The sequence below is a fragment of the Cytobacillus sp. genome, assembly GCF_032154635.1.
Taxonomy (GTDB): Bacteria; Bacillota; Bacilli; order Bacillales; family Cytobacillaceae; genus Cytobacillus.
In genome coordinates, this window is the sequence record NZ_JALDXW010000016.1 from 84247 (window position 1) to 111013 (window position 26767).

Annotated in this window: 24 protein-coding genes, 1 tRNA gene, 1 riboswitch and 1 other annotated feature; of the genes, 24 read left to right on the plus strand and 1 reads right to left on the minus strand. The window is 39.4% G+C overall.

Features of this window, described 5'->3' with window-relative positions; translation table 11 throughout:
• Positions 1-2: 2 nt before the first annotated feature.
• From RUH74_RS13055 to RUH74_RS13080, 6 genes are all read left to right on the plus strand, one after another.
• Positions 3-776 carry an enoyl-CoA hydratase gene (locus RUH74_RS13055; RefSeq protein ID WP_313800746.1) on the plus strand — a complete coding sequence of 258 codons (774 nt, stop codon included), beginning with the start codon at positions 3-5 and terminating at the stop codon, positions 774-776.
• Positions 777-991: 215 nt separating this feature from the next.
• Complete coding sequence (locus RUH74_RS13060; RefSeq protein ID WP_313800747.1) at positions 992-1765, plus strand: electron transfer flavoprotein subunit beta/FixA family protein; 774 nt, start codon at positions 992-994, stop codon at positions 1763-1765.
• Positions 1766-1805: 40 nt separating this feature from the next.
• Entirely contained in the window at positions 1806-2783 is a 978-nt protein-coding gene (locus RUH74_RS13065) for an electron transfer flavoprotein subunit alpha/FixB family protein (RefSeq protein WP_313800748.1), read from the plus strand.
• Between the two features lie 204 nt (positions 2784-2987).
• Positions 2988-3302, plus strand: a complete 315-nt coding sequence (gene trxA, locus RUH74_RS13070) for a thioredoxin (protein ID WP_313800769.1) — start codon at positions 2988-2990, stop codon at positions 3300-3302.
• 384 nt (positions 3303-3686) lie between these two features.
• Complete coding sequence (gene uvrC, locus RUH74_RS13075; RefSeq protein WP_313800749.1) at positions 3687-5459, plus strand: excinuclease ABC subunit UvrC; 1773 nt, start codon at positions 3687-3689, stop codon at positions 5457-5459.
• Between the two features lie 64 nt (positions 5460-5523).
• A riboswitch (Lysine riboswitch) is annotated at positions 5524-5703 on the plus strand.
• A 161-nt stretch (positions 5704-5864) separates the two neighbouring features.
• Positions 5865-7094: an aspartate kinase gene (locus tag RUH74_RS13080; protein WP_313800770.1), complete on the plus strand. Its 1230-nt coding sequence runs from the start codon at positions 5865-5867 to the stop codon at positions 7092-7094.
• 53 nt (positions 7095-7147) lie between these two features.
• Here the strand turns inward: RUH74_RS13080 and RUH74_RS13085 are convergent, their stop codons facing one another.
• A complete protein-coding gene (locus RUH74_RS13085; protein ID WP_313800750.1) occupies positions 7148-7606 on the minus strand; it encodes a YslB family protein in 459 nt (152 codons plus the stop codon).
• A gap of 387 nt (positions 7607-7993) precedes the next feature.
• On the opposite strand from RUH74_RS13085, the gene RUH74_RS13090 reads away from it, so the two are divergent.
• The 18 genes from RUH74_RS13090 (at position 7994) to leuB (ending at position 26757) form a co-directional block, all read left to right on the plus strand.
• Entirely contained in the window at positions 7994-8602 is a 609-nt protein-coding gene (locus RUH74_RS13090; protein WP_313800751.1) for a succinate dehydrogenase cytochrome b558 subunit, read from the plus strand.
• A 78-nt stretch (positions 8603-8680) separates the two neighbouring features.
• The gene (sdhA, locus tag RUH74_RS13095; RefSeq protein ID WP_313800752.1) at positions 8681-10432 is read left to right on the plus strand and encodes a succinate dehydrogenase flavoprotein subunit; all 1752 of its coding nucleotides are present in this window, start codon (positions 8681-8683) and stop codon (positions 10430-10432) included.
• An 18-nt stretch (positions 10433-10450) separates the two neighbouring features.
• The gene (sdhB, locus tag RUH74_RS13100) at positions 10451-11212 is read left to right on the plus strand and encodes a succinate dehydrogenase iron-sulfur subunit (RefSeq protein WP_313800753.1); all 762 of its coding nucleotides are present in this window, start codon (positions 10451-10453) and stop codon (positions 11210-11212) included.
• 208 nt (positions 11213-11420) lie between these two features.
• Positions 11421-11885, plus strand: a complete 465-nt coding sequence (locus RUH74_RS13105; protein ID WP_313800754.1) for an acyl-CoA thioesterase — start codon at positions 11421-11423, stop codon at positions 11883-11885.
• 148 nt (positions 11886-12033) lie between these two features.
• Positions 12034-12258: a helix-turn-helix domain-containing protein gene (locus tag RUH74_RS13110; protein ID WP_009333184.1), complete on the plus strand. Its 225-nt coding sequence runs from the start codon at positions 12034-12036 to the stop codon at positions 12256-12258.
• 174 nt (positions 12259-12432) lie between these two features.
• Positions 12433-12891 carry a MarR family winged helix-turn-helix transcriptional regulator gene (locus RUH74_RS13115; protein ID WP_313800771.1) on the plus strand — a complete coding sequence of 153 codons (459 nt, stop codon included), beginning with the start codon at positions 12433-12435 and terminating at the stop codon, positions 12889-12891.
• 10 nt (positions 12892-12901) lie between these two features.
• Entirely contained in the window at positions 12902-13696 is a 795-nt protein-coding gene (gene racE / locus RUH74_RS13120) for a glutamate racemase (RefSeq protein ID WP_313800755.1), read from the plus strand.
• A 212-nt stretch (positions 13697-13908) separates the two neighbouring features.
• Entirely contained in the window at positions 13909-16050 is a 2142-nt protein-coding gene (gene recQ, locus RUH74_RS13125) for a DNA helicase RecQ (RefSeq protein ID WP_313800756.1), read from the plus strand.
• 232 nt (positions 16051-16282) lie between these two features.
• Complete coding sequence (locus RUH74_RS13130; protein WP_313800757.1) at positions 16283-17362, plus strand: GerMN domain-containing protein; 1080 nt, start codon at positions 16283-16285, stop codon at positions 17360-17362.
• Positions 17363-17592: 230 nt separating this feature from the next.
• Positions 17593-18348, plus strand: coding sequence for a ribonuclease PH (gene rph / locus RUH74_RS13135; protein ID WP_313800758.1), 756 nt, complete (start codon positions 17593-17595; stop codon positions 18346-18348).
• Positions 18349-18371: 23 nt separating this feature from the next.
• Entirely contained in the window at positions 18372-18983 is a 612-nt protein-coding gene (locus RUH74_RS13140) for an XTP/dITP diphosphatase (protein ID WP_313800759.1), read from the plus strand.
• Positions 18980-19501 (plus strand): metallophosphoesterase family protein, encoded by a 522-nt coding sequence (locus RUH74_RS13145; RefSeq protein ID WP_313800760.1) that lies wholly within the window; start codon positions 18980-18982, stop codon positions 19499-19501. The genes RUH74_RS13140 and RUH74_RS13145 overlap by 4 nt, the downstream gene beginning before the upstream one ends.
• A gap of 129 nt (positions 19502-19630) precedes the next feature.
• Positions 19631-19707, plus strand: a tRNA-Arg gene (locus tag RUH74_RS13150).
• 514 nt (positions 19708-20221) lie between these two features.
• Positions 20222-20478: a binding site (T-box leader), on the plus strand.
• A gap of 78 nt (positions 20479-20556) precedes the next feature.
• Entirely contained in the window at positions 20557-22272 is a 1716-nt protein-coding gene (ilvB, locus tag RUH74_RS13155; protein WP_313800761.1) for an acetolactate synthase large subunit, read from the plus strand.
• Positions 22269-22787: an acetolactate synthase small subunit gene (ilvN, locus tag RUH74_RS13160; RefSeq protein ID WP_313800762.1), complete on the plus strand. Its 519-nt coding sequence runs from the start codon at positions 22269-22271 to the stop codon at positions 22785-22787. The genes ilvB and ilvN overlap by 4 nt, the downstream gene beginning before the upstream one ends.
• Before the next feature lie 228 nt (positions 22788-23015).
• Positions 23016-24038 carry a ketol-acid reductoisomerase gene (gene ilvC / locus RUH74_RS13165; RefSeq protein ID WP_313800763.1) on the plus strand — a complete coding sequence of 341 codons (1023 nt, stop codon included), beginning with the start codon at positions 23016-23018 and terminating at the stop codon, positions 24036-24038.
• Positions 24025-25572 (plus strand): 2-isopropylmalate synthase, encoded by a 1548-nt coding sequence (locus tag RUH74_RS13170; protein ID WP_313800764.1) that lies wholly within the window; start codon positions 24025-24027, stop codon positions 25570-25572. The genes ilvC and RUH74_RS13170 overlap by 14 nt, the downstream gene beginning before the upstream one ends.
• 72 nt (positions 25573-25644) lie before the next feature.
• Complete coding sequence (gene leuB / locus RUH74_RS13175; RefSeq protein ID WP_313800765.1) at positions 25645-26757, plus strand: 3-isopropylmalate dehydrogenase; 1113 nt, start codon at positions 25645-25647, stop codon at positions 26755-26757.
• Positions 26758-26767 lie beyond the last annotated feature (10 nt).

Genomic DNA, 26767 nt, shown 5'->3' on the forward strand with positions numbered 1-26767 from the left:
AAATGGAATTTTTAAATTGGTCTTATCAAGATATGGTTGCTACGATTACGATTAATAGGCCGCCTGCAAATGCTCTTTCTTCAGGAGTGTTAAAAGAATTATCGGCTGTATTAGATGAAATTGAATCAAATGACGATATTCGGGTGGTTTTGATTCATGGAGAGGGACGCTTCTTTTCTGCAGGGGCTGACATTAAAGAATTTACTACAATTGAAACTGGCGCTGCATTTGCTAAATTGTCTACATATGGACAAGACCTTTTTGAACGAATGGAAAGATTTCCAAAACCGATCATTGCAGCAATTCACGGGGCTGCTTTAGGTGGTGGTTTAGAGCTCGCAATGGGGTGTCATTTTAGACTGGTTGCTGATAATGCGAAACTTGGGTTGCCAGAGCTGCAGCTTGGATTAATTCCTGGATTTGCAGGAACTCAGCGTTTGCCTCGATATGTCGGTGATGCCAGAGCTGCTGAAATGCTATTTACAAGTGATCCAATCACAGGACTAGAGGCTGTTCAATACGGGTTGGCTAACCATGCGTATCCAGAAAGTGAGCTTTTGGAAAATGCTTATAAAATGGCGAAGAAAATTGCCAAGAAAAGCCCAGTTTCCATTAAAGCGGCAATTGAACTATTAAATTACACTAAAACGGACAGGTTTCAAGAAGGAGTCAAAAAGGAAGCTGAGCTTTTTGGGGAAGTGTTCGTTTCAAATGATGGAAAAGAAGGAATCTCTGCTTTTATTGAAAAAAGAGAACCGAATTTTACAGGCAAATAGAAATTGCATGAATATTCATTTTCAAAGAACTAGTAATCAATTATAATAATTTGTATGGGGGATATTAATCTCTTTTTATGCATTAAATTATCTTAATCTTTCGAAGTGGTGAAATGTTCCTATTTGTCACTTACTAGCTTCTAAAACTTGAGGACGTAAATTTAATTACTGTCTCTGGTGCAGGGCTTCCACTTTTTATAATTAGGAGGGAAATCATGAACATCTATGTTTTAATGAAAAGAACCTTTGATACAGAGGAAAAAATCACGATTTCAGGTGGGCAAATAAACGAAGATGGTGCCGAATTTATTATTAATCCGTATGATGAGTATGCAATCGAAGAAGCAATACAAGTGCGTGATGCACAAGGCGGTGAAGTAACGGTTGTTTCTGTGGGGAATGAAGAAACCGAAAAACAGCTGCGAACGGCATTAGCAATGGGAGCAGATAAGGCTGTTTTGATAAATACAGAAGATGATTTAGATTATGGGGATCAATTTACGACTGCGAAAATTCTCTCTGAATATTTAAAGGATAAGGGTGCGGACTTAATCATTGCAGGCAATGTTGCAATTGACGGTGGATCTGGACAGGTTGGACCACGTGTGGCTGAACTTCTAAACATCCCTTATGTAACGACTATTACAAAGCTGGATATTGATGGGAAAAATGCAATAGTTGTCCGTGATGTAGAGGGGGACTCTGAAGTTATCGAAACGACTCTGCCGCTCTTAGTTACAGCTCAACAAGGCTTAAACGAACCTCGTTATCCGTCATTGCCAGGAATTATGAAAGCGAAGAAAAAGCCGCTTGATGAGCTTGAGCTTGATGATCTTGATCTAGAAGAAGATGATGTAGAAGCGAAAACAAAAACAATTGACATTTATTTGCCGCCGAAGAAAGAGGCAGGGAAAGTGCTTGAAGGCGAGCTTGCAGATCAAGTAAAAGAACTTGTTAATCTTCTCCACACAGAAGCGAAAGTAGTCTGATCGAATATTCAAGAATATGAACGCAGGGGGTAAAACTCGAATGGCTAGAAAAATAATCGTATTAGGTGAGGTCCGTGATGGATCATTGCGTAATGTTTCGTTTGAGGCAGTAGCAGCAGCAAAAACAGCATCTGAAGGCGGAGAAGTTGTCGGTGTTTTAATTGGCGACTCTGTAAACGCTTTATCCGGAGAGTTAATCCACTATGGTGCGGATCGTGTAATTACAGTTGAGAATGAAAAATTAAAGCAATATACACCTGACGGCTATTCACAAGCATTGATGGCAATTATAGATGCTGAAAGCCCAGAAGGTTTAATTTTCGGTCATACATCTTTAGGAAAGGATCTAGCTCCTAAAGTTGCAGCGAAACTAAATTCAGGCTTAATTTCTGACGTGACTGCCTTAGAAGTGGCTGGAGGAAATTTAGTCTTTACTAGACCAATCTACTCTGGTAAAGCATTTGAGAAGAAGATCGTTACAGATGGTTTAGTTTTTGCAACGATTCGTCCAAATAATATTAGCCCATTAGAAAAGGACGAATCTAGATCTGGAGAGACCTCTTCTCTATCTGTAGATATTAAAGATCTTCGCACAATTATTAAAGAAGTTGTGCGCAAAGCAAGTGAAGGTGTTGATCTATCGGAAGCAAAGGTAATAATCGCTGGCGGACGTGGAGTGAAGAGCGAGGAAGGTTTTGAACCTTTAAAAGAGCTGGCAAAAGTCTTAAACGGTGCAGTTGGCGCCTCTCGTGGTGCGTGTGATGCAGATTATTGCGACTACTCTCTGCAAATCGGTCAAACAGGAAAAGTAGTTACTCCTGACCTTTATATTGCATGTGGCATTTCAGGAGCGATTCAGCATCTTGCAGGAATGTCTAATTCTAAGGTGATCGTTGCAATTAATAAAGACCCAGAAGCGAATATCTTTAAAGTAGCTGATTACGGAATTGTCGGCGACCTATTTGAAGTAGTTCCGCTTCTGACAGAAGAGTTCCGAAAAATTTTAGTTAATGCTTAATAGCTATACGGGCGGCATGTGCCGTCCGTTTTCGTTATAAGATAAGATAGTATATGGTCTAGCAAAAGTATGGCAGCAAATGTTCTGCATATTAATGAGGCATTCAGGGGAATTTATAATTTGAAGCAAATTGATAGCATCATTACATAAACGATGATATACTGTCGTTAGAATTTGAGTTGAATTTTTTAGGAGGAAATGAATATGGCAATTACAAATGTGACAGATCAAACTTTTGCTAACGAAACTAGTTCAGGCGCAGTGCTTGTAGATTTTTGGGCTCCATGGTGCGGACCATGTAAAATGATTGCTCCAGTATTAGAAGAAGTTGATGCTGATATGGGTGATAAAGTAAAAATCGTTAAGCTTGATGTCGATGAAAATCAAGAAACAGCAGCTAAATACGGTGTGATGAGCATTCCAACATTACTAGTACTTAAAGACGGAGAAGTTGTGGATAAGGTTGTTGGCTTCCAACCGAAAGAAGCACTTGTTGAACTTCTTAGCAAACACGCATAAAAGAAAAGCGGAAGCGCCTTGCTCACCGCCGAATGGACTGGACCGCCTTTGCAATCCAGCTGCGGCTCCTAGCACCTCGAGGTCATAAGCCAATCAGGCTAGAAAGGTAAAGATCAACCTTCCATCCAGCTCGTCTTATGCTTGTCGGGGCTGGACAGTCGCCGTGCCTTTTAATGACGAGATAAAGGAAACACGAAGAATGAAAGTGATTCGATGTTGATTTGTCGTAGGAGGGGAATGGAGGTCCAATAGGCGATAGGCGCTGGAGATAGACAATTTCCAAAGCGCAAAATTTTTTCTTGTCTTTATTAGAATCCTCGGCTTTATTTAAGCCGGGGATTTTTGTATGATCAAATTAGGAATAACCTTGGGAGGTGACTTCAGATGAATGAAATTATTAAAAATAAATTAATGCTTTTGCCTGATCAGCCTGGCTGTTATTTAATGAAGGATCGCCAAGGGACGATCATTTATGTCGGAAAGGCAAAGGTGTTAAAAAATCGGGTCCGTTCTTATTTTACAGGATCACATGATGGGAAAACATTAAGACTTGTAAATGAAATTGAAGACCTCGAATATATTGTAACCTCCTCCAATATGGAAGCACTCATTCTTGAAATGAATTTAATTAAAAAATATGATCCGAAATACAATGTCATGCTTAAGGATGATAAAAGCTATCCTTTTATCAAATTAACGGCAGAGAGACATCCGCGCCTGATTACAACAAGAAAAGTAAAAAAAGATAAAGGGAAATATTTCGGACCATATCCAAATGTACAGGCAGCAAATGAGACGAAAAAGCTGTTAGACCGAATTTATCCATTGAGGAAATGTACGACTTTGCCTGACCGAGTTTGTCTTTATTATCATTTAGGACAGTGTCTCGCACCATGTGTGAACGAAGTAAGCGAACAGGAATATAAACAAATGGTTGATGAGATCACAAAGTTTCTAAATGGGGGCTACAAGGATATTAAAAAGGATTTAACAGAGAAGATGACAGCAGCGGCTGAAGATCTTGATTTTGAAAGAGCGAAGGAATTTCGAGATAAGATTGCTCATATTGATGCAACAATGGAAAAACAAAAAATCACTTCTACAGACATGACTGATCGTGATGTATTTGGCTATGCGGTCGACAAAGGATGGATGTGTGTACAAGTTTTCTTTGTTAGACAGGGGAAATTAATCGAGCGGGATGTATCGATGTTTCCGATTCATAATGAGCCGGAAGATGAAATGTTGACCTTTCTTGGTCAATTCTACTCGAAAGCCAACCATTTTAAACCGCGTGAAATTTTAGTTCCTGACTCGGTAAATGCTGAAATGGCTGCAGAATTTTTGGAGGTCAAAGTTTTCACTCCTCAGCGCGGACAGAAAAAGGAATTGGTGAAACTTGCATATAAAAATGCAAAAATTGCATTAAAGGAAAAGTTCTCCCTTATTGAGCGTGATGAGGACAGAACGATAAAAGCGGTAGAAAGCTTGGGTCAACAGCTTGGAATCTATACTCCGCACCGAATTGAGGCATTTGATAATTCAAATATTCAAGGAACAGACCCAGTTTCAGCGATGATTGTTTTTATCGATGGCAAACCAGAAAAAAGAGAATACCGAAAGTACAAAATAAAGTCTGTCCAAGGCCCTGATGATTATGAATCTATGAGGGAGGTTGTACGCAGACGTTATACGCGAGTGTTGAAAGAGGGCTTGGCCCTCCCAGACTTAATTATTATTGATGGGGGCAAAGGGCATGTAGAAGCGGTAAGAGATATACTTGAAAACGAACTGAACCTTGATATTCCTATTTCAGGACTTGTTAAGGATGAAAAGCATCGGACTTCCCAGCTCCTATACGGAAATCCGCTTGAAATCATTCCATTGGCACGAAACAGCCAAGAGTTTTATTTACTGCAAAGAATTCAAGATGAAGTACACCGTTTTGCAATCACCTTCCATAGACAGCTCCGTGGGAAAAATGCCTTTCAATCAATGCTTGATGATATTCCAGGGATTGGAGAAAAACGAAAGAAACAGCTGTTAAAAACTTTTGGATCGGTAAAGAAAATGAAAGAAGCGACATTTGAAGAGTTCACGAAAATTGGCATTCCAGCAAATGTAGCTGAGGAATTAATGAAAAAATTGCAGGAATAGTATTGTTCGAAAAAAATGAATATGCTATAATTACTGAAAATTTAATATCACTTTATAACGTTAAAGTGAAGGTAGAGGTGCAAACTTCATAAGTAAGAGCTTGGAGAAGAATGAGCTTCAATGAAGGGCTTTGAAAGGGATGTTTGCCGAAGTGAAGAAAGTCTCATCGCTTTCTTTGCTGGTTTTGCATTGAATAAATGTAAGATTGTCAAGACAATCAGTGTCTTGGAGAGCTATCTCACTGTGTGTACGTATGTCTTTTTATACGGGTGACTCACAGCAATGGGATAGATTCTCATTGCTTTTTTATATGCCCAAATTTCATTAGCCTGTATGGGATATTGGTTAGGGTGAATGAAAGTAAGAAGAATTCAGCCGCTTGAAAAGGCAGGGAGAGGGAATAAAGTGGGATTAATTGTACAAAAATTTGGTGGAACTTCAGTAGGCGATGCTAAGAAAATTCAAAGAGTGGCAAATCGGGTGATAGAAGAAAAAGAGAGAGGAAACAATGTTGTTGTTGTTGTATCAGCAATGGGGAAATCAACTGATCATCTGGTTGATCTAGCAAAAGGAATCTCTTCCAAGCCAAGCAGAAGAGAAATGGACATGCTTTTAACAACTGGGGAGCAAATTACGATTTCATTATTAGCAATGGCATTAACAGAAAGAGGGTACCCTGCTGTATCTCTTACTGGCTGGCAAGCAGGAATAAAGACAGAGCCTGTTCATGGAAATGCAAGAATAATAGGAATAGATACAGAAAGAGTAGAGAAAGAGCTAGCTGCAGGTACGATTGTTGTCGTGGCAGGCTTTCAAGGGATAACAGAGGATGGAGCAATTTCAACTTTAGGAAGAGGCGGTTCTGACACGACAGCGGTAGCGTTGGCGGCAGCACTTCATGCGGATAAATGTGAAATATTCACGGATGTGACGGGTGTTTTTACAACCGATCCCCGCTATGTAAAAGATGCAAGAAAGCTTTTGTCAGTATCTTATGACGAAATGCTTGAACTTGCTCATTTAGGTGCAGGTGTATTGCATCCGAGAGCGGTTGAGTTTGCCAAAAACTTTCAAATACAGCTAGAAGTCAGGTCAAGTACAGAAAAAGAAGCAGGTACGATTATTGAGGAGGAAGCGGCAATGGAACAAAATTTAGTAGTGCGTGGAGTGGCATTTGAAGATAATATTACGAGAGTAACAGTTATTGGCATGCCGAATTCCTTAACGGGGCTATCAATTATTTTTACTGAACTAGCCAAAAATGATATAAATGTAGATATTATTATTCAGAGCACACTTGCAGAACAACTGAACAACCTATCCTTCTCAATTAAAAATGAAGATTTGGCCGAAACCATTCGTGTATTAGAAAACAGTAAGAATAAGCTAAATTATGAAAGGATAGAATCTGAAGGTGGGCTTGCGAAAGTATCGATTGTTGGTTCTGGAATGGTGTCAAATCCAGGAGTAGCAGCTGAAATGTTTGAAGTGTTAGCGGAGAATAATATTAACGTTAAAATGGTCAGTACTTCTGAGATCAAGGTATCAACGGTTGTAGATCATGAAGAAATGATTCATGCTGTAAAAGTTTTGCACGAGGCTTTCCAGCTTTCAGGGTCTCCAGTTGTTTTCTAGTAAAAAGCTTTCAAGCATATGAATGCTTGAAAGCTTTTTACATGAATGGTTAATTAGGGCTGAATTAAATCCTTTTTATCCCACTTAACGGTAAAGTATATTTTTCCCTTTTTCTTCTTATTAGGATGTTCAAATGCTTCACAGACTACTTCTTTTTGAAGTTCAATCTGCTGTGCAATAAATCCAGCCTCAAGCTGAAAAGTAGATTGACTGTATTCCCGGCAGCGCTGTTTAATTAATGGGCTAAATAATTCCAGCTCCATTTCATTTTTTGACTCTTTGATGTTTGTTAGGGTTCCCCAAGCTGCTTGTTGAAAAAATGCGGAAATTTCATCGAACGTTTCCATTGGATATTTACGTGCCAGTCTTTTTCCTGCCCAGTATAAAATTTCTGGTGCATCATCGCCTAATAATTCATGCATAAGAACTTCGCGAATGAGTTCATAGCCGAATACAGGAACGGTTTCAGTTGTGTTTTCAAGTGTAATGATTTCAGATGCTGATTCGCTCAAACTTTATTCCCCTCTTTCTAGTATTCTTCTATTATATACAAAACAGATGAAAATTAGACATGTATTCAGGGAAAAAAGGTTATTTTTACACAAGGAAATTATTGCTATTTTAATATAAATCGGAATAATAGTGACTGATTGAAAAATAAGGATTTTTATTTTAATTTTGCAATACCAATATATTTTAATAATTTTATTTTTTATGAACATTTTATGTAATCGTTTCCTTGACGCTCTATGGTGTTGGGAGTAAAATGAACATGTCACATAATTGTAAGAAAATGCAGTAACATTTTTATGGTGATGTTTAGGTGAAATTATTTAATACATATTTTTCAAACATGAAAAATGATACCTTAACATCTTTAAAATCTAGGGGGGTAAAACATGGCGGGAAATCGAGAGTTTTTTTATCGCAGATTGCATTCATTACTTGGTGTTATTCCGATTGGCTTGTTTGTAATACAGCATCTTGTAGTGAACCATTTTGCAACAGGAGGAGAAGAGTCGTTTAACAAAGCGGCTGGTTTCATGGAACAACTTCCGTTCCGAATTATTTTAGAGACATTTGTTATCTTCCTTCCAATATTATTTCATGCAATTTACGGCCTATATATTGCTTTTACTGCTAAAAATAATGCGAGCAGATTTGGCTTCTTCCGTAACTGGATGTTTTTGCTTCAACGTGTAACTGGAGTTATAACCCTTATTTTTATTGTATGGCATGTCTGGCAGACTCGTGTCCAAGCAGCTTTTGGAGCAGAAGTAAACTTTCAAATGATGGAGAATATTTTATCTAATCCATTTATGCTATGGTTTTACATCATTTGTGTGGTATCTGCTATTTTCCACTTTGCAAATGGACTTTGGTCTTTCTGTGTAAGCTGGGGGATTACTATTTCACCACGCTCTCAGTTAATTTCAACTTATGTAACGATGGGTATTTTTGTCGCCCTCTCTATCGTGGGTATTCGTGCGATCTTTGCATTTGTTTAATAGAAAATTAAAAACTATCAAACTCGGTTCGGTTTTTGATAAAGTTTGGATTTACTAAGTATTAGGGAGTGAGTCACAATGGGTAAAGGTAAGGTTATCGTTGTCGGCGGTGGTCTAGCTGGCTTAATGGCAACAATTAAAGTTGCAGAAACAGGGACTCCGGTTGAATTATTTTCTTTAGTGCCGGTCAAACGATCTCACTCTGTTTGTGCCCAAGGCGGTATTAACGGAGCAGTAAATACAAAGGGAGAAGGAGACTCTCCATGGATTCATTTTGACGATACCATCTATGGCGGGGACTTCTTAGCCAATCAGCCTCCAGTAAAAGCAATGGCAGAAGCGGCACCAGGTATTATTCACTTATTAGATCGTATGGGTGTCATGTTTAACCGTACGCCAGAGGGATTACTTGATTTCCGCCGTTTTGGAGGCACACAGCATCACCGTACGGCATTTGCTGGTGCAACTACTGGTCAGCAATTGCTTTATGCGCTGGACGAGCAGGTCCGCCGTCATGAAGTGGCAGGACTGGTAACAAAGTATGAAGGTTGGGAGTTTCTAGGTGCAGTAGTTGATGAAGAAGGGATTTGCCGCGGAGTTGTTGCACAGAACCTAACTTCGATGGAAATTAAATCATTTGCGGGCGATGCGGTGATTATGGCAACAGGTGGCCCTGGAATCATCTTTGGTAAATCGACAAATTCTGTCATTAATACTGGTTCGGCTGCATCCATTGTTTATCAGCAAGGTGCTTATTATGCGAATGGTGAATTCATTCAAATTCACCCGACTGCTATTCCTGGAGACGACAAGCTTCGTTTAATGAGTGAATCTGCCCGTGGTGAAGGTGGCCGTATTTGGACATATAAAGATGGAAAACCGTGGTATTTCTTGGAGGAAAAATATCCTGCCTATGGAAATCTTGTTCCACGTGATATTGCAACACGTGAAATCTTCGATGTATGTGTGAATCAGAAATTAGGAATCAATGGGGAAAACATGGTTTACCTTGATCTCTCTCATAAAGATCCACATGAACTAGATGTAAAACTTGGTGGAATTATTGAAATTTATGAAAAGTTTACTGGTGATGATCCACGTAAGCTTCCAATGAAAATATTTCCTGCTGTCCACTATTCAATGGGCGGACTGTGGGTAGATTATGATCAAATGACAAATATTCCTGGGCTATTTGCTGCTGGTGAATGTGATTATTCTCAGCACGGTGCGAATCGTCTGGGAGCTAACTCATTGCTCTCTGCGATCTATGGCGGAATGGTTGCAGGTCCGAAGTCATTGGAATATATTGAGGGTCTTCAAAAACGCGCTGAAGATGTTTCTTCTACTGTTTTTGATGGTTTTGTTAAGCAGGAAGAAGATAAATGGAATAAGATTATGTCAATGAACGGAACAGAAAATGCTTACGTTATTCATAAAGAGCTTGGTGAATGGATGACTGACAATGTGACGGTTGTACGCCACAATGACAGACTTCTTAAAACAGATGAAAAAATTGTTGAGTTGTTGGAGCGTTATCAAAATATTAACATTAATGATACCTCTAAATGGAGCAATCAAGGCGCATTCTTTACGCGTCAGCTGCAAAACATGCTTCAACTGGCACGTGTTATTACAATTGGTGCTTATAACCGTAATGAAAGCCGTGGGGCACATTACAAGCCAGAATTCCCTAAACGAAATGATGAAGAGTTCTTAAAAACAACGATGGCAAAGTTCGTTGATGCTAACTCTGCTCCGGCCTTCCACTATGAAGAGGTCGATACTGGCATGATCAAACCACGTGAACGTGACTATACAAAAAAACATTAATAGAAAGGGAGAGTAATGATGAGTGACAAAAAAACAGTTCGCTTTATAATAACTCGTCAAGATAATCCAGATTCTGCCCCTTATCAACAAGAGTTCGAACTTGATTATCGTCCGAATATGAACGTCATTTCAGCGTTAATGGAAATCAGGCGTAACCCGGTAGATGTGAAAGGAAATAAAACATCCCCTATCTCTTGGGATATGAACTGCCTAGAGGAAGTTTGCGGTGCCTGCTCAATGGTGATTAATGGCAAACCTCGCCAATCATGTACAGCGCTTGTCGATCAACTTGAACAGCCAATCCGCTTGGAACCAATGCGTACATTCCCTGTTGTCCGTGACTTGCAGGTTGATAGAAGCCGCATGTTTGATTCCTTGAAAAAGGTAAAAGCTTGGATTCCGATCGACGGAACATATGACCTTGGTCCAGGACCACGTATGCCTGAGCCAAAGCGTCAATGGGCCTATGAATTATCAAAATGTATGACATGTGGCGTATGTTTAGAGGCATGTCCAAATGTAAACAGCAAAACAAACTTTATGGGACCAGCTGTATTTAACCAAGTCCGTTTGTTCAATGCACATCCGACTGGTGCAATGAATAAAGCGGAACGCTTAAATGCATTTATGGAAGACGGTGGGATGCAAGGCTGTGGTAACTCACAAAACTGTGTCCAATCTTGTCCAAAAGGGATTCCAATTACAACTTCTATCGCAGCTGTCAACCGTGATGCAACGTTGCAATCATTCAAGAACTTCTTTGGAAGTGACCAGGTTTAATAAAAGAAAAACCTCGCTCTTTAATAAGAGTGGGGTTTTTTTGTTGACTGGAGCAGTTGTCAACACCTGCCAATAACAATTTAATAGCAATTTTTTCCGAGAAATTAATGAAAGGCCTACTAATAGCAGACTTTACTTTTCAAATAATTCAAATTAATTTATAATAGAAATAATGAATGGTCATTCATTTTGAAATGGAGGTAGAACAATGTCAAAAATTAATTATATTCCTGATATGGCTGAGTGGGAAAAAGGTTTTGAATTTTATTATGAAATTAAAGTCCGTTTTTCGGAAACGGATATGTTCGGTCATCTAAACAATACAGTTCCTTTTACGTATTTTGAGATGGCAAGAATAGAATTTTTTAAGTATAAAGGGTTTATGCAGGAGTGGGTTAAACCAATGAACGAAACCATTCCTGTTGTTGCTGATCTCCAATGTGATTTCCTTCAACAAGTCTTTTTTGATGATAATCTGAAGGTATACGTAAAAGCAAATTCAATCGGGAACTCTTCAGTTGATCTTCACTATATGGGCAAAAAGGAAGATGGGACGATTTGCTTCACAGGCAGAGGGGCCATGGTGCAAATGTCAAAAAAATTAGGAAAAGGTGTTCCTTGGACAATAGAGCAAAGAAATCTGCTCGAAAAACATGAGAAAATAAAGGCTTAATTACTTCAAAAACACATTTTCAAAATAAAACGTTCTCCATGAAGGAATTGGAGTCACTTCAGGTCCGTGCTTGACATATGATATGGTGACTAAATATATACCCACCCCGCGGTTCATAGCTGGCGAAAGGCAAGGAGGGTTACAATACTTGAAGGAGAACGAATATACTCACAAGCCATTACTCACCAAACGAGAAAGAGAAGTATTCGAACTGTTAGTACAAGATAAAACAACTAGAGAAATCGCTGGTGAATTGTTTATAAGCGAAAAAACAGTTCGGAACCACATATCGAATGCCATGCAAAAGCTTGGTGTTAAGGGGCGATCACAAGCTGTTGTAGAGCTCCTTCGAATGGGAGAGCTAGAACTTTAACTATGACCGGCAGTCCATTCATTTGGATGCCGGTTAAAATTATTTTTAGGGGGCGCTTTGTTTTTGCTTTTATTTCTCCTTGAAATTTGCTCGAAAAAAGGCGAAAATATAGGAAACAAGGAAGCTATTTTATGGTCTAAAGGATTAGAAAAGCAATTATGGGAGTTGTTTCTAATGGAGCTAGAAGATGTGATCATTAATGAAGAAGTAGATGTAGTTGCAGCAATTGAAAAAGAACTGCGATACATAGCAGGAATTATTAAACAAAAAGGCCGCGAAATTTTAAGTAATTACAAAATTACTCCACCTCAATTTGTTGCTCTACAATGGCTTTTTGAAGATGGAGATATGACAATTGGCGAGCTTTCTAATAAAATGTATCTTGCATTTAGTACAACTACCGATTTAGTTGATCGGATGGAAAAGAATGCGCTTGTAAAACGGGTGAAAGACCCAAATGATCGCAGAGTCGTGCGGATCCATCTTCTTGAAGAGGGCGAGCGGATTATCGATGAAGTGATAAGAAAAAGACAGCTCTACTTAAAAGAGGTACTTATTAATTTTTCAAATGAAGAAGTTCAGCTCCTAAAAACAAATTTAATGAAATTACACCAAGATATGCGCGGAGAATGAGGCGGTATGTTTGAAACAACCAATTGGTATTATTGATTCAGGTGTTGGAGGGCTGACTGTGGCGAAAGAAGTGATGCGTCAGCTGCCAAATGAAAATATTGTTTACTTAGGCGATACAGCTCGCTGTCCATATGGACCAAGACCTGGTGAAGAAGTAAAAGCGTTTACATGGGAATTGACTCAATTTCTATTAACGAAAGAAATAAAAATGCTCATAATCGCTTGTAATACAGCAACAGCCGTTGTACTGGATGAAATTCGCAATGAGCTTTCCATTCCTGTTATTGGCGTTATTTCTCCTGGAGCAAGAGCGGCTATTAAAAAAACAGAAAATCATAGGATTGGCGTTATTGGAACAGTTGGAACAATTAAAAGCCGTGCTTATGAAAAAGCGTTAAAACAAATAAATAGAAGGACAGTCGTGCATAGTCTTGCATGTCCAAAATTTGTTCCGCTTGTTGAAAGTGGAGAATCCGGGGGGCCATTAGCTAAAAAGATTGTTATGGAAACACTGCAGCCCCTTTTGGATAATGATTTAGATACCTTAATATTAGGATGCACGCACTATCCTCTCCTAGAACAGCCCATTCAAAATGTCATGGGGGATCGAGTGAAAGTAATTAGTTCTGGTGAAGAAACTGCAAGAGAAGCTAGTACCATTCTCTCTCATTATGGAATGCTCAATTCAAGCGAGAATGAAACGGAGCACCAATTTTTTACGACAGGATCCAGAACGATTTTTAAAAAGATTGCTTCAGAATGGCTTCAGCTTCCCGCTATACATGTGAAAAAAGTTACGCTTTAAAACCTTCATAATGAAGGTTTTTTCTATGGGCAAAGAAAATTGTTGGCGGGTGTACTGAACAAGCTTTTATGACGGAAGGAATAACCAGCGCAGAGAAGTATACTAGCCAACATTTACGCACCTAGACCTAAAGTTATAGGTATTGAGTTTTTTGATATAGTTCTATTTTCCATGATAAAATAAAGAAAATGAATAAGAATAAGGTGATAGATTTGTTGAAAGAAGCTGAACAGTATTTAAAGCAATATTTTGGTTACTCCTCCTTTCGGCCGGGCCAAGGTGAGATTATTTGTAATTTATTATCACAAACCAATACGCTCGGCATCCTTCCAACTGGAGGCGGGAAATCTCTTTGCTTCCAGATCCCTGCACTTATGCTCCCAGGACTTGCTGTTGTTATTTCTCCATTAATCTCTCTCATGAAAGATCAAGTTGATGCATTATTAGCGGCAAATATTCAGGCCACATTTATTAATAGTTCTCTTTCAAGCAAGGAATATCAGGAAAGAATGTCAGGAATACGCCAAGGGCATTTTAAGCTTGTTTATGTGGCGCCTGAACGATTTGAATCTGAGAGCTTCTTGGAAATGCTTAATTCTATAGATATTTCAATGATTGTATTTGATGAGGCCCATTGTATTTCACAATGGGGATATGATTTCAGACCGAGCTATCGATCAATTGTTATGAATCTAAGCAGATTAAATAAAAAACCAGTAATTGCAGCTTTAACTGCTACCGCAACAAAGGATGTAGCAAATGATATCCGAAATCTTTTAAATATAAACGAGGCAGATAGTTTTATCACTGGATTTGCTAGAGAAAACCTAGCTTTCCATATTATGAAGGGCATGAATAAAAGAGATTTTATCAGTCAGTTTATTAAAAAACATCCAAATGAATCAGGAATTATTTATACATCTAGCCGAAAAGAGGCAGACCAGCTTTATAATCATTTAAAAGCACTGAATCACTCTGTTGCAAAATACCATGCGGGATTAGGAGAAGCAGCTCGGAAAAAGGCACAAAATGAGTTTGTTTATGATGAAGCAGATATTATGATTGCGACAAATGCATTTGGCATGGGGATCGATAAGTCGAATGTTCGTTATGTCATTCACTACAATCTCCCGCGTAACATAGAGGCTTATTACCAAGAAGCAGGTCGTGCTGGCAGAGATGGAGAAGAAAGTGCTTGCTATTTGCTATTTTCTTCACAGGATATACAGCTCCAAAAGTTTCTAATTGAGGAATCCAATTTAGATTTTCAGAAGCGGGAACAGGAATACAATAAATTAAAGCAAATGGTGAGCTACTGCCATACAGAAAAATGCTTGCAATCGTATATTATTGAATATTTTGATGCCAATAGTAAATTGCAGCCTTGCGGGAAATGCAGCAATTGCCTGGATAAACGTGAGCAAACAGACATTACAAAGGAAGCGCTAATGATCTTTTCCTGCATCAAAAGGATGGGTGAGCGATATGGTGTTACCCTTACTGCACAAGTTTTAAAAGGCTCCCAAAATAAACGTATTAAAGAACTGCGATTTAATGAATTGTCTACATATGGGCTGCTAAAGCATTATAAGGAAAAAGAAATAGCTGACATTATTAACTATTTGCTAGCTGAGGGCTATCTTCTATTGACTGACAGCCAGTACCCTGTTGTCAAGCTTAGTGAGAAATCATTGCCGGTATTAAAGCAACAAGAAAAGCTTTATATGAAAGCAGCGATTCAAACTCCAGACTTTGCGGTTGAAGAGAATAGCGATTTATTCGCTATTCTTCGTACACTTCGTAAAAAGCTGGCGGATCAGGAAAAGGTTCCTCCATATGTTGTCTTTGCTGATACCGCTTTAAGAGAAATGAGTCAGTATTTTCCTGTAGAAAAGGACGAAATGTTGAGAATTAAAGGTGTTGGCCAAATGAAGTATGAAAAGTATGGGGGATTTTTCATAGAAGAAATCAAAAATTACCTGGCAGAAAATAATATTGAAGTGGAGAAGAAGATTCCTGGGGGAGATCAGCGTACTTCTTTGGAGAATCAAGAGAAATCAGATGTGCCAAGCTATTTGCAATCATATCAATTTTACATTGATGGAATGCCAATTAAGGAAATTGCCAAAGCTCGTAATTTTTCTCCTATAACGATTCAAGAGCATATCCTTCGTGCAGTTCGAGAAGGGCAAGAAATGAATTGGGAAGAAATATTTGATGACCAAACAGAAATGCTTATTTTAGAAGCTGTGCAAAAGGTGGGGACAGAAAAACTAAAACCGATTAAAGAGGAACTGCCTAATGAAATTGATTATTTTTCAATTAAAGCAGTTCTGGTAAAGAATGGTCTGTAAAAACATTCATGAGCATCTGTTAACAACCAAGTATATAAATGTCGATCTGCTTCTTTCCCTACGCTGGTTATTCCTTCGTACATAAAGGCTTGCTCAATTAATCAGGCCGATCATTTATTTTTCATACATGAATAGAGGCGTTGAAAAATCAAATTTTTTTCTCCAAAGGCGGTCTAATTTACAATCAGGCTCGTATACATGTTAGTACAAACTGTCTTTGGAGGGATGAAATATGTCCATAAATAAAAAATCAACAATCGTGTCTGCAGTCTTAGCCTCATCCGTGTTGTTGTCTGGATGCGGATTGTTTGGGAGCGGAGGAAAAGAAAAAGTCGATCCGCCCCAATCGGTAACATATACGGATGATGATACCGCTGTAACAGAGGAAACAGCGAATACAGAAACGGGTACGGACACATCAGGAAGTGAAGAAGCTGTAAATGGGAAAATTTATACTGAGCTCTATTTAATTAATAAGGATGGTCTAGTTGTGCCGCAGACATTGGAATTGCCAAAAAAAGAATCAGTAGCTACTCAAGCGCTTGAATATCTTGTAAAGGGCGGTCCTGTAACCGAAATGCTTCCCAATGATTTCATGGCAGTTCTGCCAACTGATACGAAGCTATCTGTTAATATAAAAGATAAAGTTGCAACAGTAGATTTTTCAAAGGAATTTAAGGATTATCCAGTGGAAGAGGAAATGAAGATTCTTCAGGCTGTTACATGGACATTAACGCAATTTGATTCAGTTGATAAAGTTAAGTTTCAATTGAATGGCAATGATCTAAAAGAAATGCCTGTAGGCGGAACACCTATAGGGGAATATTATAGCAGGGAAAATGGAATAAATATAGACACAATAGACGTTGTAGATATGAATAATACGAAACCTGTCACGGTTTATTATATCGGTGGAAGTGAAGGCTCCTATTATTATGTCCCTGTTACAAAACGTGTCTCTAATAATGAGAAGAATGATTACAAAGCTGTCGTTAACGAACTCATTAAGGGACCAAGCTATGTGTCGAATCTTGATAGTGAGTTTCTGTCAGATGTTAAACTATTAGATGATCCGAAAATAGAAAACGGGAAGATCACTTTGAATTTTAATGAAGCGCTATACAGCAGTTTTGAAGAAAAAATAATTTCTGAGCATCTATTGAATGCATTAGTCCTGTCATTAACTGAGCAAAAAGACATCGAACGTGTGGCAATAACTGTTGATGGAAAAGCAGAACTAGTGAATGAAAAGGGAGAAAAAATTACAGAGCCAGTGGCTCGTCCCGAAAAAGTGAATACAGGTAGTTTTTAATTATGTGGTTTTTGATATACTATAAGAATGAATGAAAAAGAGGAGGCATTTTTGCCACCTCTTCTTTCTTGTCTAGCGCTAGCATCCTATTGTCGATCAAACTTCAGATCCACTTCTTGCAATAAGTCGTGCCCCTTCTGCGTTTGTACGGCGATGACCAAGGCGCTTCGGCTTTTCTTATGTTTAGAGGCTGTCTAGCTTCAGCATTTTTATTTAGGAGGAATTATCCCATGCGTGCAGATGGACGTGAACAGCTACAATTAAGACCTATACATATTGAAACGAATTATTTAATACATCCTGAAGGCTCTGTTTTAATAAGTGTCGGAAATACGAAGGTGATTTGTACGGCAAGCATTGATGATCGCGTACCACCTTTTATGAGAGGGGAAGGGAAAGGCTGGATAACAGCTGAGTACTCTATGCTTCCTCGGGCAACAGAGACAAGGAATATTAGAGAATCAGCCAAAGGGAAAATTACCGGACGAACGATGGAAATACAGCGCTTAATCGGACGCGCTCTTCGTGCGGTTGTTGATCTGGAAGCCCTTGGCGAACGAACGATCTGGCTGGACTGCGATGTCATTCAGGCTGATGGAGGCACAAGAACAGCATCCATTTCAGGTGCATTCGTTGCTATGGCACTCGCTTTAGAAAAGGTTAGTAAAACAAAAAAACTTGCAAAATATCCAATAAAAGATTTTCTAGCAGCAACAAGTGTCGGGATATTAGAAAATAAGCAAGTGGTTGTCGATTTAAATTATATTGAGGACTCAAAAGCACTTGTCGACATGAATATTGTTATGACAGGTAATGGTGAATTTGTCGAACTACAAGGAACAGGCGAGGAAGCGACTTTTTCTTACAACGAGCTGCAAGAATTGCTAAAAGCGGGACAGGATGGAATTGTCCAGTTATTCGACATTCAGAAAGAAGCGCTCGGAGAAGAAATTACAAGTAAAATTATCTCAAGAAAAGAAAAGTAAAGTAAGGGAAGGGGCTTAGAAGAATGTCAGAAGTGATTATTGCAACAAAGAATCAAGGAAAAGCAAAGGAATTTGCCCGAATGTTCAAGCCACTTGGATTTGAAGTTAAGACGCTGCTGGATTTCCCTGACATTCAAGATGTTGAAGAGACAGGAACAACTTTTGAGGAAAATGCGATATTAAAGGCAGAGACGATTTCTAAGATCCTTGGCAGAATGGTGATTGCTGATGATTCAGGCCTAGCGGTTGACGCACTTGATGGAAGGCCAGGAATATTTTCTGCACGATATGCAGGGGAAGAAAAAAACGATGAAGCAAATATGTCCAAAGTTCTAAAAGAGCTTGAAAATGTTCCTGACAATGAGCGGCATGCAAGATTTTATTGTGCACTTGCAGTTGCTTCTCCAGGGCAGGAAACATTTACTGTCTTAGGAACTTGCGAAGGAATGATCTTAAGAGAAAAAAGAGGTTCCTTCGGCTTTGGCTATGATCCGATATTTTTTGCAATAGAGAAAGGAAAAGCAATGGCAGAACTGGAACCTGAAGAGAAGGCACAGATCAGTCACCGTGCACATGCGCTGCAAAAATTAGAAAGTGAGCTGCCGTCTCTTTTAGCTGGAGTTGAAAAAAGGTGAAAATTTTAATTGTTAGTGATAGTCATGGGTTTACTGAAGAGTTAAAGGAAATAAAGGATCGGTATGCCCATGAGGTAGAGCTGATGATTCATTGTGGAGATTCAGAGCTTCAAGCTGATGAAGAAGCCTTAGAAAACTTCTTAGTCGTACAAGGGAATTGTGACTTTATTGGAACATTTCCTGAAGACCTTGTAAAAAAAGTTGGCGATCTTTGTGTTTTTATTACACATGGTCATCGGTATGGCGTTAAATCGACATTATTAAACCTTTCCTATCGTGCAAAAGAAGTGGCTGCAAATATTGTCTGTTTCGGACATTCTCATTTCCTTGGGGCAGAAATGATTGAAGATATTCTTTATATCAATCCCGGAAGCATTCGGCTGCCAAGAGGCAGAACAGACAAAACATTTGTCATTTTAGAAGTAATTGGGAATGAAATAAAACTTCATGTTCATGACCTTGAACATGGAAAATTAGATGATTTAACGCAAGTATTTTCACTTCCAAAAAGAGATTGAAGATCAAATACTGTTAGGGAAGCTAAAAAAGCTTCCCTAATAAAAAATTGTGATTTTAATATGTTGACTTTTAACTATTTGCCTTATATAATAAAACTTGTCTTTGAAATACTTTTGAAAAAATATTAAGTCCCAGTAGCTCAGCTGGATAGAGCATACGCCTTCTAAGCGTACGGTCGGGAGTTCGAATCTCTCCTGGGACGCCATTTACACATCAGTTAAACTACATATCTTACCGTTTAAACTCACTTTTTAAAGTGAGTTTTTTTATTTTATAAGATTCTTTTTTTAATGCATAGGGTGAATGAATACTGTTTGCAACCGAACTATGTTGACAATCACGGGTCGCGGCGCATCCTGAAGTAAAATTTAACTTCAACATACTACGTACGAATTCGCAATAAACTTAATGAAAATAGCTCGGTATAAATATTCAATGATTTAAGGGAAAATAAAAAAATTTATCATTCACAAATCATGTCTACCTCAACGATGTAAGCGGATACAATAAGTCAGATTAATTAAAATTATCAAATAATTTTCAAAAAGGGTGTTGACGGTTTGATGAAATGGGCGTAAGATAGTCCTCAATATAAGAAATTAGAAAATTTAAGAAATGCTAGCTAATAAGTTTTTAGGTATAAGAAACCGTTTATACATCGTTTTTTTAACCTAAAAATTTAATGGTTTAAAGTATTAAAATTGTAAAAATAAATAGCTAAAAAAGCGAAGAAGAGGATAAGTAGTTTTATGAATTGGGATTTACAGAGAGCCGGGGCTGCTGTGAACCGGTAATTCCACCATAAGATGAACTCACCTCTGAGTACCAGCTTGAAAGAGTCAATTGAGTAAAGCTGGTCGGGTGTCTATCACTCGTTATCAAAACGGACAGGAAGATGATGTCCATAAGTGCATGCGAATCGCATGAATTTAGGGTGGTACCGTGGAATAGGATGTAAAGCCTTTTCACCCCTTATACCTAGGATTAGTAGGTTTTAAGGGGTGGAAAGGCTTTTTATATTGTAATTAAAGGAAAAAGAGGAGGGTTCATACGAATGTTGCAGCAAGCTGCCTTAACAGAATCAAAAGCCAAAGCCAAAACGGCCACTGGTGCTGATCTGTTATTAAAGGCCTTGGAAAAGGAAAAAGTGGAAGTGATTTTTGGATATCCTGGAGGAGCTGTACTTCCGATTTATGACAAGCTTTATGATTCGAAAATTTTTCATGTTCTGCCAAGGCATGAGCAAGGGGGAATTCACGCAGCCGAAGGGTATGCAAGAATTTCAGGAAAACCTGGAGTTGTTATAGCCACATCTGGCCCAGGAGCAACTAACATTGTTACGGGTCTCACAGACGCGATGATGGATTCTCTCCCACTCGTTGTATTCACTGGTCAGGTTTCGACAAATGTAATCGGTACTGATGCATTCCAAGAAGCGGATGTACTTGGAATTACAACACCCATTACGAAATACAATTACCAGGTGAGAAACATTGAAGATATCCCTCGAATTGTAAAAGAGGCATTTTATATTGCCTCCAGTGGAAGACCGGGACCAGTCTTGATAGACATTCCGAAAGACATTGCAGCATCGGTATCAATACCTCCAGAAGAACAAGAAATAAAGCTGCCTGGCTATCAGCCAACAGTATACCCTAACTATCTGCAAATAAAAAAATTATCTGAGGCAGTTAGTCGAGCAAAGAAACCAGTCATACTCGCTGGAGCTGGTGTCTTGCTAGCAAAAGCATCGAAGGAATTAAAAGAATATGCTGAGCAGCAGCAGCTTCCAGTTATTCATACATTACTTGGATTAGGCGGATTTCCGGCAGACCATAAGCTATTTGTTGGCATGGCTGGCATGCATGGCTGCTATGCATCGAATATGGGCTTGAGTGAATGTGATTTATTAATTAATATCGGTGCAAGATTTGATGACAGGCTTACTGGAAATTTACAATTTTTTGCTCCTCATGCAACGGTTGCTCATATCGATATTGATCCAGCCGAAATTGGGAAAAACGTTCCAACATCCATACCTGTCGTTGCTGACGCAAAGGAAGCATTAAAAGAATTAGTCAAACAAAAAGGAAAGCCTCCAGTTCATACAGAATGGCTGGAACAAATTCGTAAATGGCAAGAGGAATACCCCTACTATTACGGAGAGTCAGCCACTTTAAAGCCACAAAAAGTGATGGAGATGCTATACGAAAAAACAGCAGGTGATGCCATTGTCGTTACGGATGTAGGTCAGCACCAAATGTGGGCAGCACAATATTATCAATTTAAACATGCCGATCGATGGGTAACCTCTGGCGGACTTGGGACAATGGGTTTCGGATTACCTGCAAGCATTGGCGCTCAGCTGGCTGATCCTGATCGATGTGTTATTGCTGTACTTGGGGATGGCGGATTTCAAATGTCTACGCAAGAGCTTACGGTTATTAAGGAACTAAATCTCCCTATAAAAGTCGCAATATTCAATAATCGGTCGCTTGGCATGGTGCGGCAATGGCAGGAAATCTTTTATGACAAACGGTATGCCCATAGTAAAATTCCTATTCAGCCATCCTTTGTAAAGCTTGCGGAAGCCTATGGGTTAAAAGGATATGAAATAAATACAGCAGAAGAAGCAGAAGTCATTTTAGCAGATGTGCTTAATAATCGTGATCCTGTTCTCTTAGATATTCGAATTGATCCCAATGAGAATGTTTATCCGATGATTGCCCCAGGGAAAGGGCTGCATGAAATGGTAGGTGCAAAGCCTTGAAAAAAATTTTTAGTATGACAGTCATGAATCGTCCAGGTGTTCTTAACCGAATTACCAATCTCTTTTCTAAAAGGAACTACAATATTGAAAGTATATCTGTAGGGTTGGCAGAGCAGGAAGGGGTTTCGAGGATTACCTGTGTCATTCATGTAGAAAGCGACCGGGAAGCGGAACAAATTACAAAACAGCTGAATAAGCAGATTGATATTTTAAAAGTAACAGATATAAGTGATCAGGCGATTGTTGCAAGAGAGCTTGCCTTAATTAAAGTGCTCTCCACTCCGCAAACAAGGAATGAGCTGTATGCATTAATCGAACCATTTCGAGCAGCGGTCATTGATGTCAGTAAAGATAGCCTTGTCATTCAGATAACAGGAGAATCAGAAAAGATTGAAGCATTTATTGAACTGATTAAGCCTTATGGAATTAAGGAACTTGCTCGAACCGGGACAACAGCTTTCCCTCGAGGAACCCAAAAACCAGTCAATACGCAAAAAACATACTCAATCGTTTAATTGAATGCTGAAAAAAATTTGGTTGATTGGAGCGGAAGGTGCGAGACTCCTGCGGGAGTAGTGGGACAGCTGAGACCCCGCAGGCACTTTAGTGCTGAGGCGGCTCAGCGCCCACCCCGCGGAAAGCGAGTACCTAGAGTGGAAATCAACCTCTACAAATTAAATATTAATTAGTAATAATTTTTACAAGAAATTGTCTTTAATTTTAAAAAAGAAAGGAAGATAACAATGGCAAAAATGTACTATAACGGAGATGCGAATCCAGCTTATTTAAAGGGGAAGAAGGTAGCGGTGATCGGGTATGGATCACAAGGTCATGCACATGCATTAAATCTGAGAGACAGCGGTGTTGAAGTCGTAATTGGACTTCGCAAAGGGAAATCGTGGGATAAAGCAGCCGAAGATGGCTTTCAGGTATTTTCAGTAGGGGAAGCAACAGCACAGGCAGACGTTGTCATGATTCTATTACCAGATGAACTTCAGACGAAAGTATATAAAGAAGAAATTGAACCGAATTTAACCAACCAGGCACTCATGTTTGCCCACGGTTTTAATGTTCATTTCAATCAAATTGTCCCGCCGAAAGAAAGCGATGTACTTCTCGTTGCCCCTAAAGGTCCTGGCCATCTTGTAAGGAGAACATATGAACAGGATGCGGGAGTACCGGCTTTATTCGCTATCTATCAAGATGTAACCGGAGAAGCACAGGAACTCGCACTAGCCTATGCAAGGGCAATCGGAGCCTTACGTGCTGGTGCATTAGAAACGACCTTTAAAGAGGAGACAGAAACGGATCTATTCGGTGAACAGGCTGTCCTTTGTGGAGGGTTAACTTCACTTGTTAAAGCAGGCTTCGAAACGTTAGTCGAAGCAGGGTACCAGCCAGAATTAGCCTATTTTGAATGCTTACATGAATTAAAGCTGATTGTTGATTTAATGTATGAAGGCGGCTTGGAAGGAATGCGTTATTCGATCTCAGATACAGCCCAATGGGGAGACTTTGTCAGTGGTCCGCGTGTTGTTGATGAAAGAGTGAAGGAAGAAATGAAAGCTGTTCTGAAAGATATTCAGGAAGGAAAATTTGCGAAAGGCTGGATTTTAGAAAACCAAGCAAATCGTCCTGTATTTAATGCAGTGAATGAAAGAGAAAAGCAGCATCAAATTGAACAGGTAGGCAGAGAACTTAGAAAAATGATGCCGTTTGTTAATAACGGAAAAAAGAAGGAAGCTGTTGCTAGTGCAAACCATTAAAATTTTCGACACAACCTTAAGGGATGGAGAACAATCAGCCGGTGTGAATCTCAACTTTTCAGAAAAGTTAGAAATTGCTAAACAGCTGGAAAGATTAAATGTGGACATTATGGAAGCAGGGTTTCCAGCTGCATCAAAAGGCGATTTCCATTCCGTACAGAAAATTGCCCAAACGATAAAAAATTGTTCTGTCACGGGACTTGCGCGTGCGGTTATCTCAGATATAGATGCAGCATGGGATGCGCTGAAAGACGGTGCAGAGCCAAGGCTCCATACCTTTCTTGCAACATCGCCGATTCACCGCGAATACAAATTGAAAATGTCGAAAGAAGAAGTCATCCATACAGCTGTAGAAACAGTAAAATACGCAGCGAAGAAATTTCCAATCATTCAATGGTCTGCAGAAGATGCTTCGAGAACGGAGCTGCCCTTCCTAGCAGAAATAATTGAAAAGGTAATTCAGGCTGGGGCGAAAGTAATCAATATTCCTGATACTGTTGGATACGGAACTCCTCAAGAATATGGAGCCATTTTTAAATACTTAAAAGAAAATGTTCCTTCTATTAATAAAGTTTCTTTGTCAACACATTGTCATGATGATTTAGGAATGGCAATTGCCAATTCACTGGCAGCGGTAGAAAACGGTGCAACGCAAGTGGAAGGAACAATAAATGGGATTGGAGAAAGAGCTGGAAATGCAGCCCTAGAGGAGTTTGCAGTAGCTTTGCATATTAGAAAGGATTACTATCAGGCGTCGACACGTCTGAAACTTCATGAGATCAGCCGCACAAGCAGTCTTGTCAGTAAGCTGACGGGAATGATCGTCCCTGCGAATAAGGCAGTGGTTGGGAAAAATGCCTATGCACATGAATCTGGGATTCATCAGGATGGGGTACTCAAGGAAAAAACAACCTATGAAATTATTTCTCCTGATTTAGTAGGATTCCAGTCTAACTCTTTAGTTTTAGGAAAGCATTCAGGCAGGCATGCCTTTAAAAATCGGCTAGATGAATTAGGACTTAACGTTCCAGAGGAAAATATTAAGCCGTTATTTAGCGCATTCAAGGATTTGGCAGACCGAAAAAAGGAAATGACGGATGAAGACTTGGTAGCACTTGTTCTTGAGGAAGAGCTATCAAAGGAAGAGCGATTCTATGAATTAATTCATTTACAAATCCAATATGGGACAAATCAAATACCTACCGCAACTGTTACTTTATCAGGAGCGGATAAAGAAATTATTCAAGAGGCTGGAACGGGGGCGGGCAGTATTGAAGCCCTCTATAATACATTGGAAAAATGTGTGGATGGGTCAATCAATCTCTTAGATTACCGAATCCAGTCGGTTGGTGGAGGAAGAGATGCTCTTGCCCAAGTATATGTGAAACTCGTTTATATGGATATAGAAACAAGTGGGCGGGGGCTTGCACAAGATGTACTCGAGGCATCGGCAAAAGCTTACTTAAATGCGATTAACCGAGTTATTTATATGAAGGATAAGGGACCTCTGCCGGAAATGAGCTTTACTAAATAGGGAGATAGACCGATTGAATCAACTAGTTATCAAATAAAAATACATTCATAATCACAAGACGGAGGGATAACAATGAAAAAACGCATCGCAGTACTACCAGGAGATGGAATCGGCAAAGAAGTGACAAAGGGAGCCATTGAAGTATTGCAAGCTGTTGGAGAGCGGTTCGGACACCAGTTCTATTTTCAATATGGATTAATCGGTGGAGAAGCAATCGATGCGGTTGGGTCTCCGCTTCCAAATGAAACAATCGAACTGTGCAAACAAAGCGATGCGGTTTTACTAGGAGCGGTTGGCGGTCCGAAATGGGAACGACAGCCAGCGCATCTTCGTCCTGAACGTGGACTATTAAAGATCAGAAAAGAACTTAATCTATATGCGAACCTTAGGCCAACGAGCTACTATTCGAGTCTTGCAGAATCTTCGCCCCTTCGTAAGGAGGTAATTGAAGGCGTAGACATGGTCATGGTAAGAGAATTAACTGGCGGTTTATATTTCGGTAAACCGAGCGAGCGTACACGGAAAAATGGTGAAGACGAAGTAGTAGATACGCTTTATTACAAGAAAGCAGAAATGGAACGAGTAATTAAACTAGCATTCCAGCTTGCTGAAAAAAGAAAAGGGAAGGTAACTTCTGTCGACAAAGCAAATGTTTTAGAATCCAGTCGAATGTGGAGAGAAGTAGCAGAATCTGTAGCTAAAGACTATCCAGATGTCGACCTTGAACATATGCTTGTGGATAATGCAGCCATGCAAATGATCAAAAAACCGAAACGGTTTGATGTCGTTGTTACTGAAAATATGTTTGGTGATATTTTGAGCGATGAGGCGTCTGTTTTAACTGGATCGTTAGGTATGCTTCCTTCAGCCAGTCTATCCGAAGATGGCCCGTATTTATATGAGCCGATTCATGGCTCAGCACCTGATATTGAAGGGAAAAACTCGGCAAACCCAATGGCTATGATCCTTTCTGCTGCTATGATGCTTCGCCTATCATTTGGTATGAATGAAGAAGCTGAAGCAGTTGAGCAAGCCGTAAACCAAGTGCTTGACGCTGGATATAGAACAAAAGACATCATGACATTCGGCAAGAAGGCTGTAACAACAAAAGAAATGGTCGAAGAAGTAAAAGCAACCCTTATGGATAATGAAGCCATTATGCACATCATGAGTGCTTACGCATAGAAAAGCGGAG

Bases quoted from the DNA above. Each gene is read 5' to 3' on its own strand.
- RUH74_RS13055 (WP_313800746.1), top strand. From the start codon at position 3: ATGGAATTTTTAAATTGGTCTTATCAAGATATGGTTGCTACGATTACG.
- RUH74_RS13060 (WP_313800747.1), top strand. From the start codon at position 992: ATGAACATCTATGTTTTAATGAAAAGAACCTTTGATACAGAGGAAAAA.
- RUH74_RS13065 (WP_313800748.1), top strand. From the start codon at position 1,806: ATGGCTAGAAAAATAATCGTATTAGGTGAGGTCCGTGATGGATCATTG.
- trxA (WP_313800769.1), top strand. From the start codon at position 2,988: ATGGCAATTACAAATGTGACAGATCAAACTTTTGCTAACGAAACTAGT.
- uvrC (WP_313800749.1), top strand. From the start codon at position 3,687: ATGAATGAAATTATTAAAAATAAATTAATGCTTTTGCCTGATCAGCCT.
- RUH74_RS13090 (WP_313800751.1), top strand. From the start codon at position 7,994: ATGGCGGGAAATCGAGAGTTTTTTTATCGCAGATTGCATTCATTACTT.
- sdhA (WP_313800752.1), top strand. From the start codon at position 8,681: ATGGGTAAAGGTAAGGTTATCGTTGTCGGCGGTGGTCTAGCTGGCTTA.
- sdhB (WP_313800753.1), top strand. From the start codon at position 10,451: ATGAGTGACAAAAAAACAGTTCGCTTTATAATAACTCGTCAAGATAAT.
- RUH74_RS13105 (WP_313800754.1), top strand. From the start codon at position 11,421: ATGTCAAAAATTAATTATATTCCTGATATGGCTGAGTGGGAAAAAGGT.
- RUH74_RS13115 (WP_313800771.1), top strand. From the start codon at position 12,433: ATGGAGCTAGAAGATGTGATCATTAATGAAGAAGTAGATGTAGTTGCA.
- RUH74_RS13130 (WP_313800757.1), top strand. From the start codon at position 16,283: ATGTCCATAAATAAAAAATCAACAATCGTGTCTGCAGTCTTAGCCTCA.
- rph (WP_313800758.1), top strand. From the start codon at position 17,593: ATGCGTGCAGATGGACGTGAACAGCTACAATTAAGACCTATACATATT.
- RUH74_RS13140 (WP_313800759.1), top strand. From the start codon at position 18,372: ATGTCAGAAGTGATTATTGCAACAAAGAATCAAGGAAAAGCAAAGGAA.
- ilvB (WP_313800761.1), top strand. From the start codon at position 20,557: ATGTTGCAGCAAGCTGCCTTAACAGAATCAAAAGCCAAAGCCAAAACG.
- ilvC (WP_313800763.1), top strand. From the start codon at position 23,016: ATGGCAAAAATGTACTATAACGGAGATGCGAATCCAGCTTATTTAAAG.
- leuB (WP_313800765.1), top strand. From the start codon at position 25,645: ATGAAAAAACGCATCGCAGTACTACCAGGAGATGGAATCGGCAAAGAA.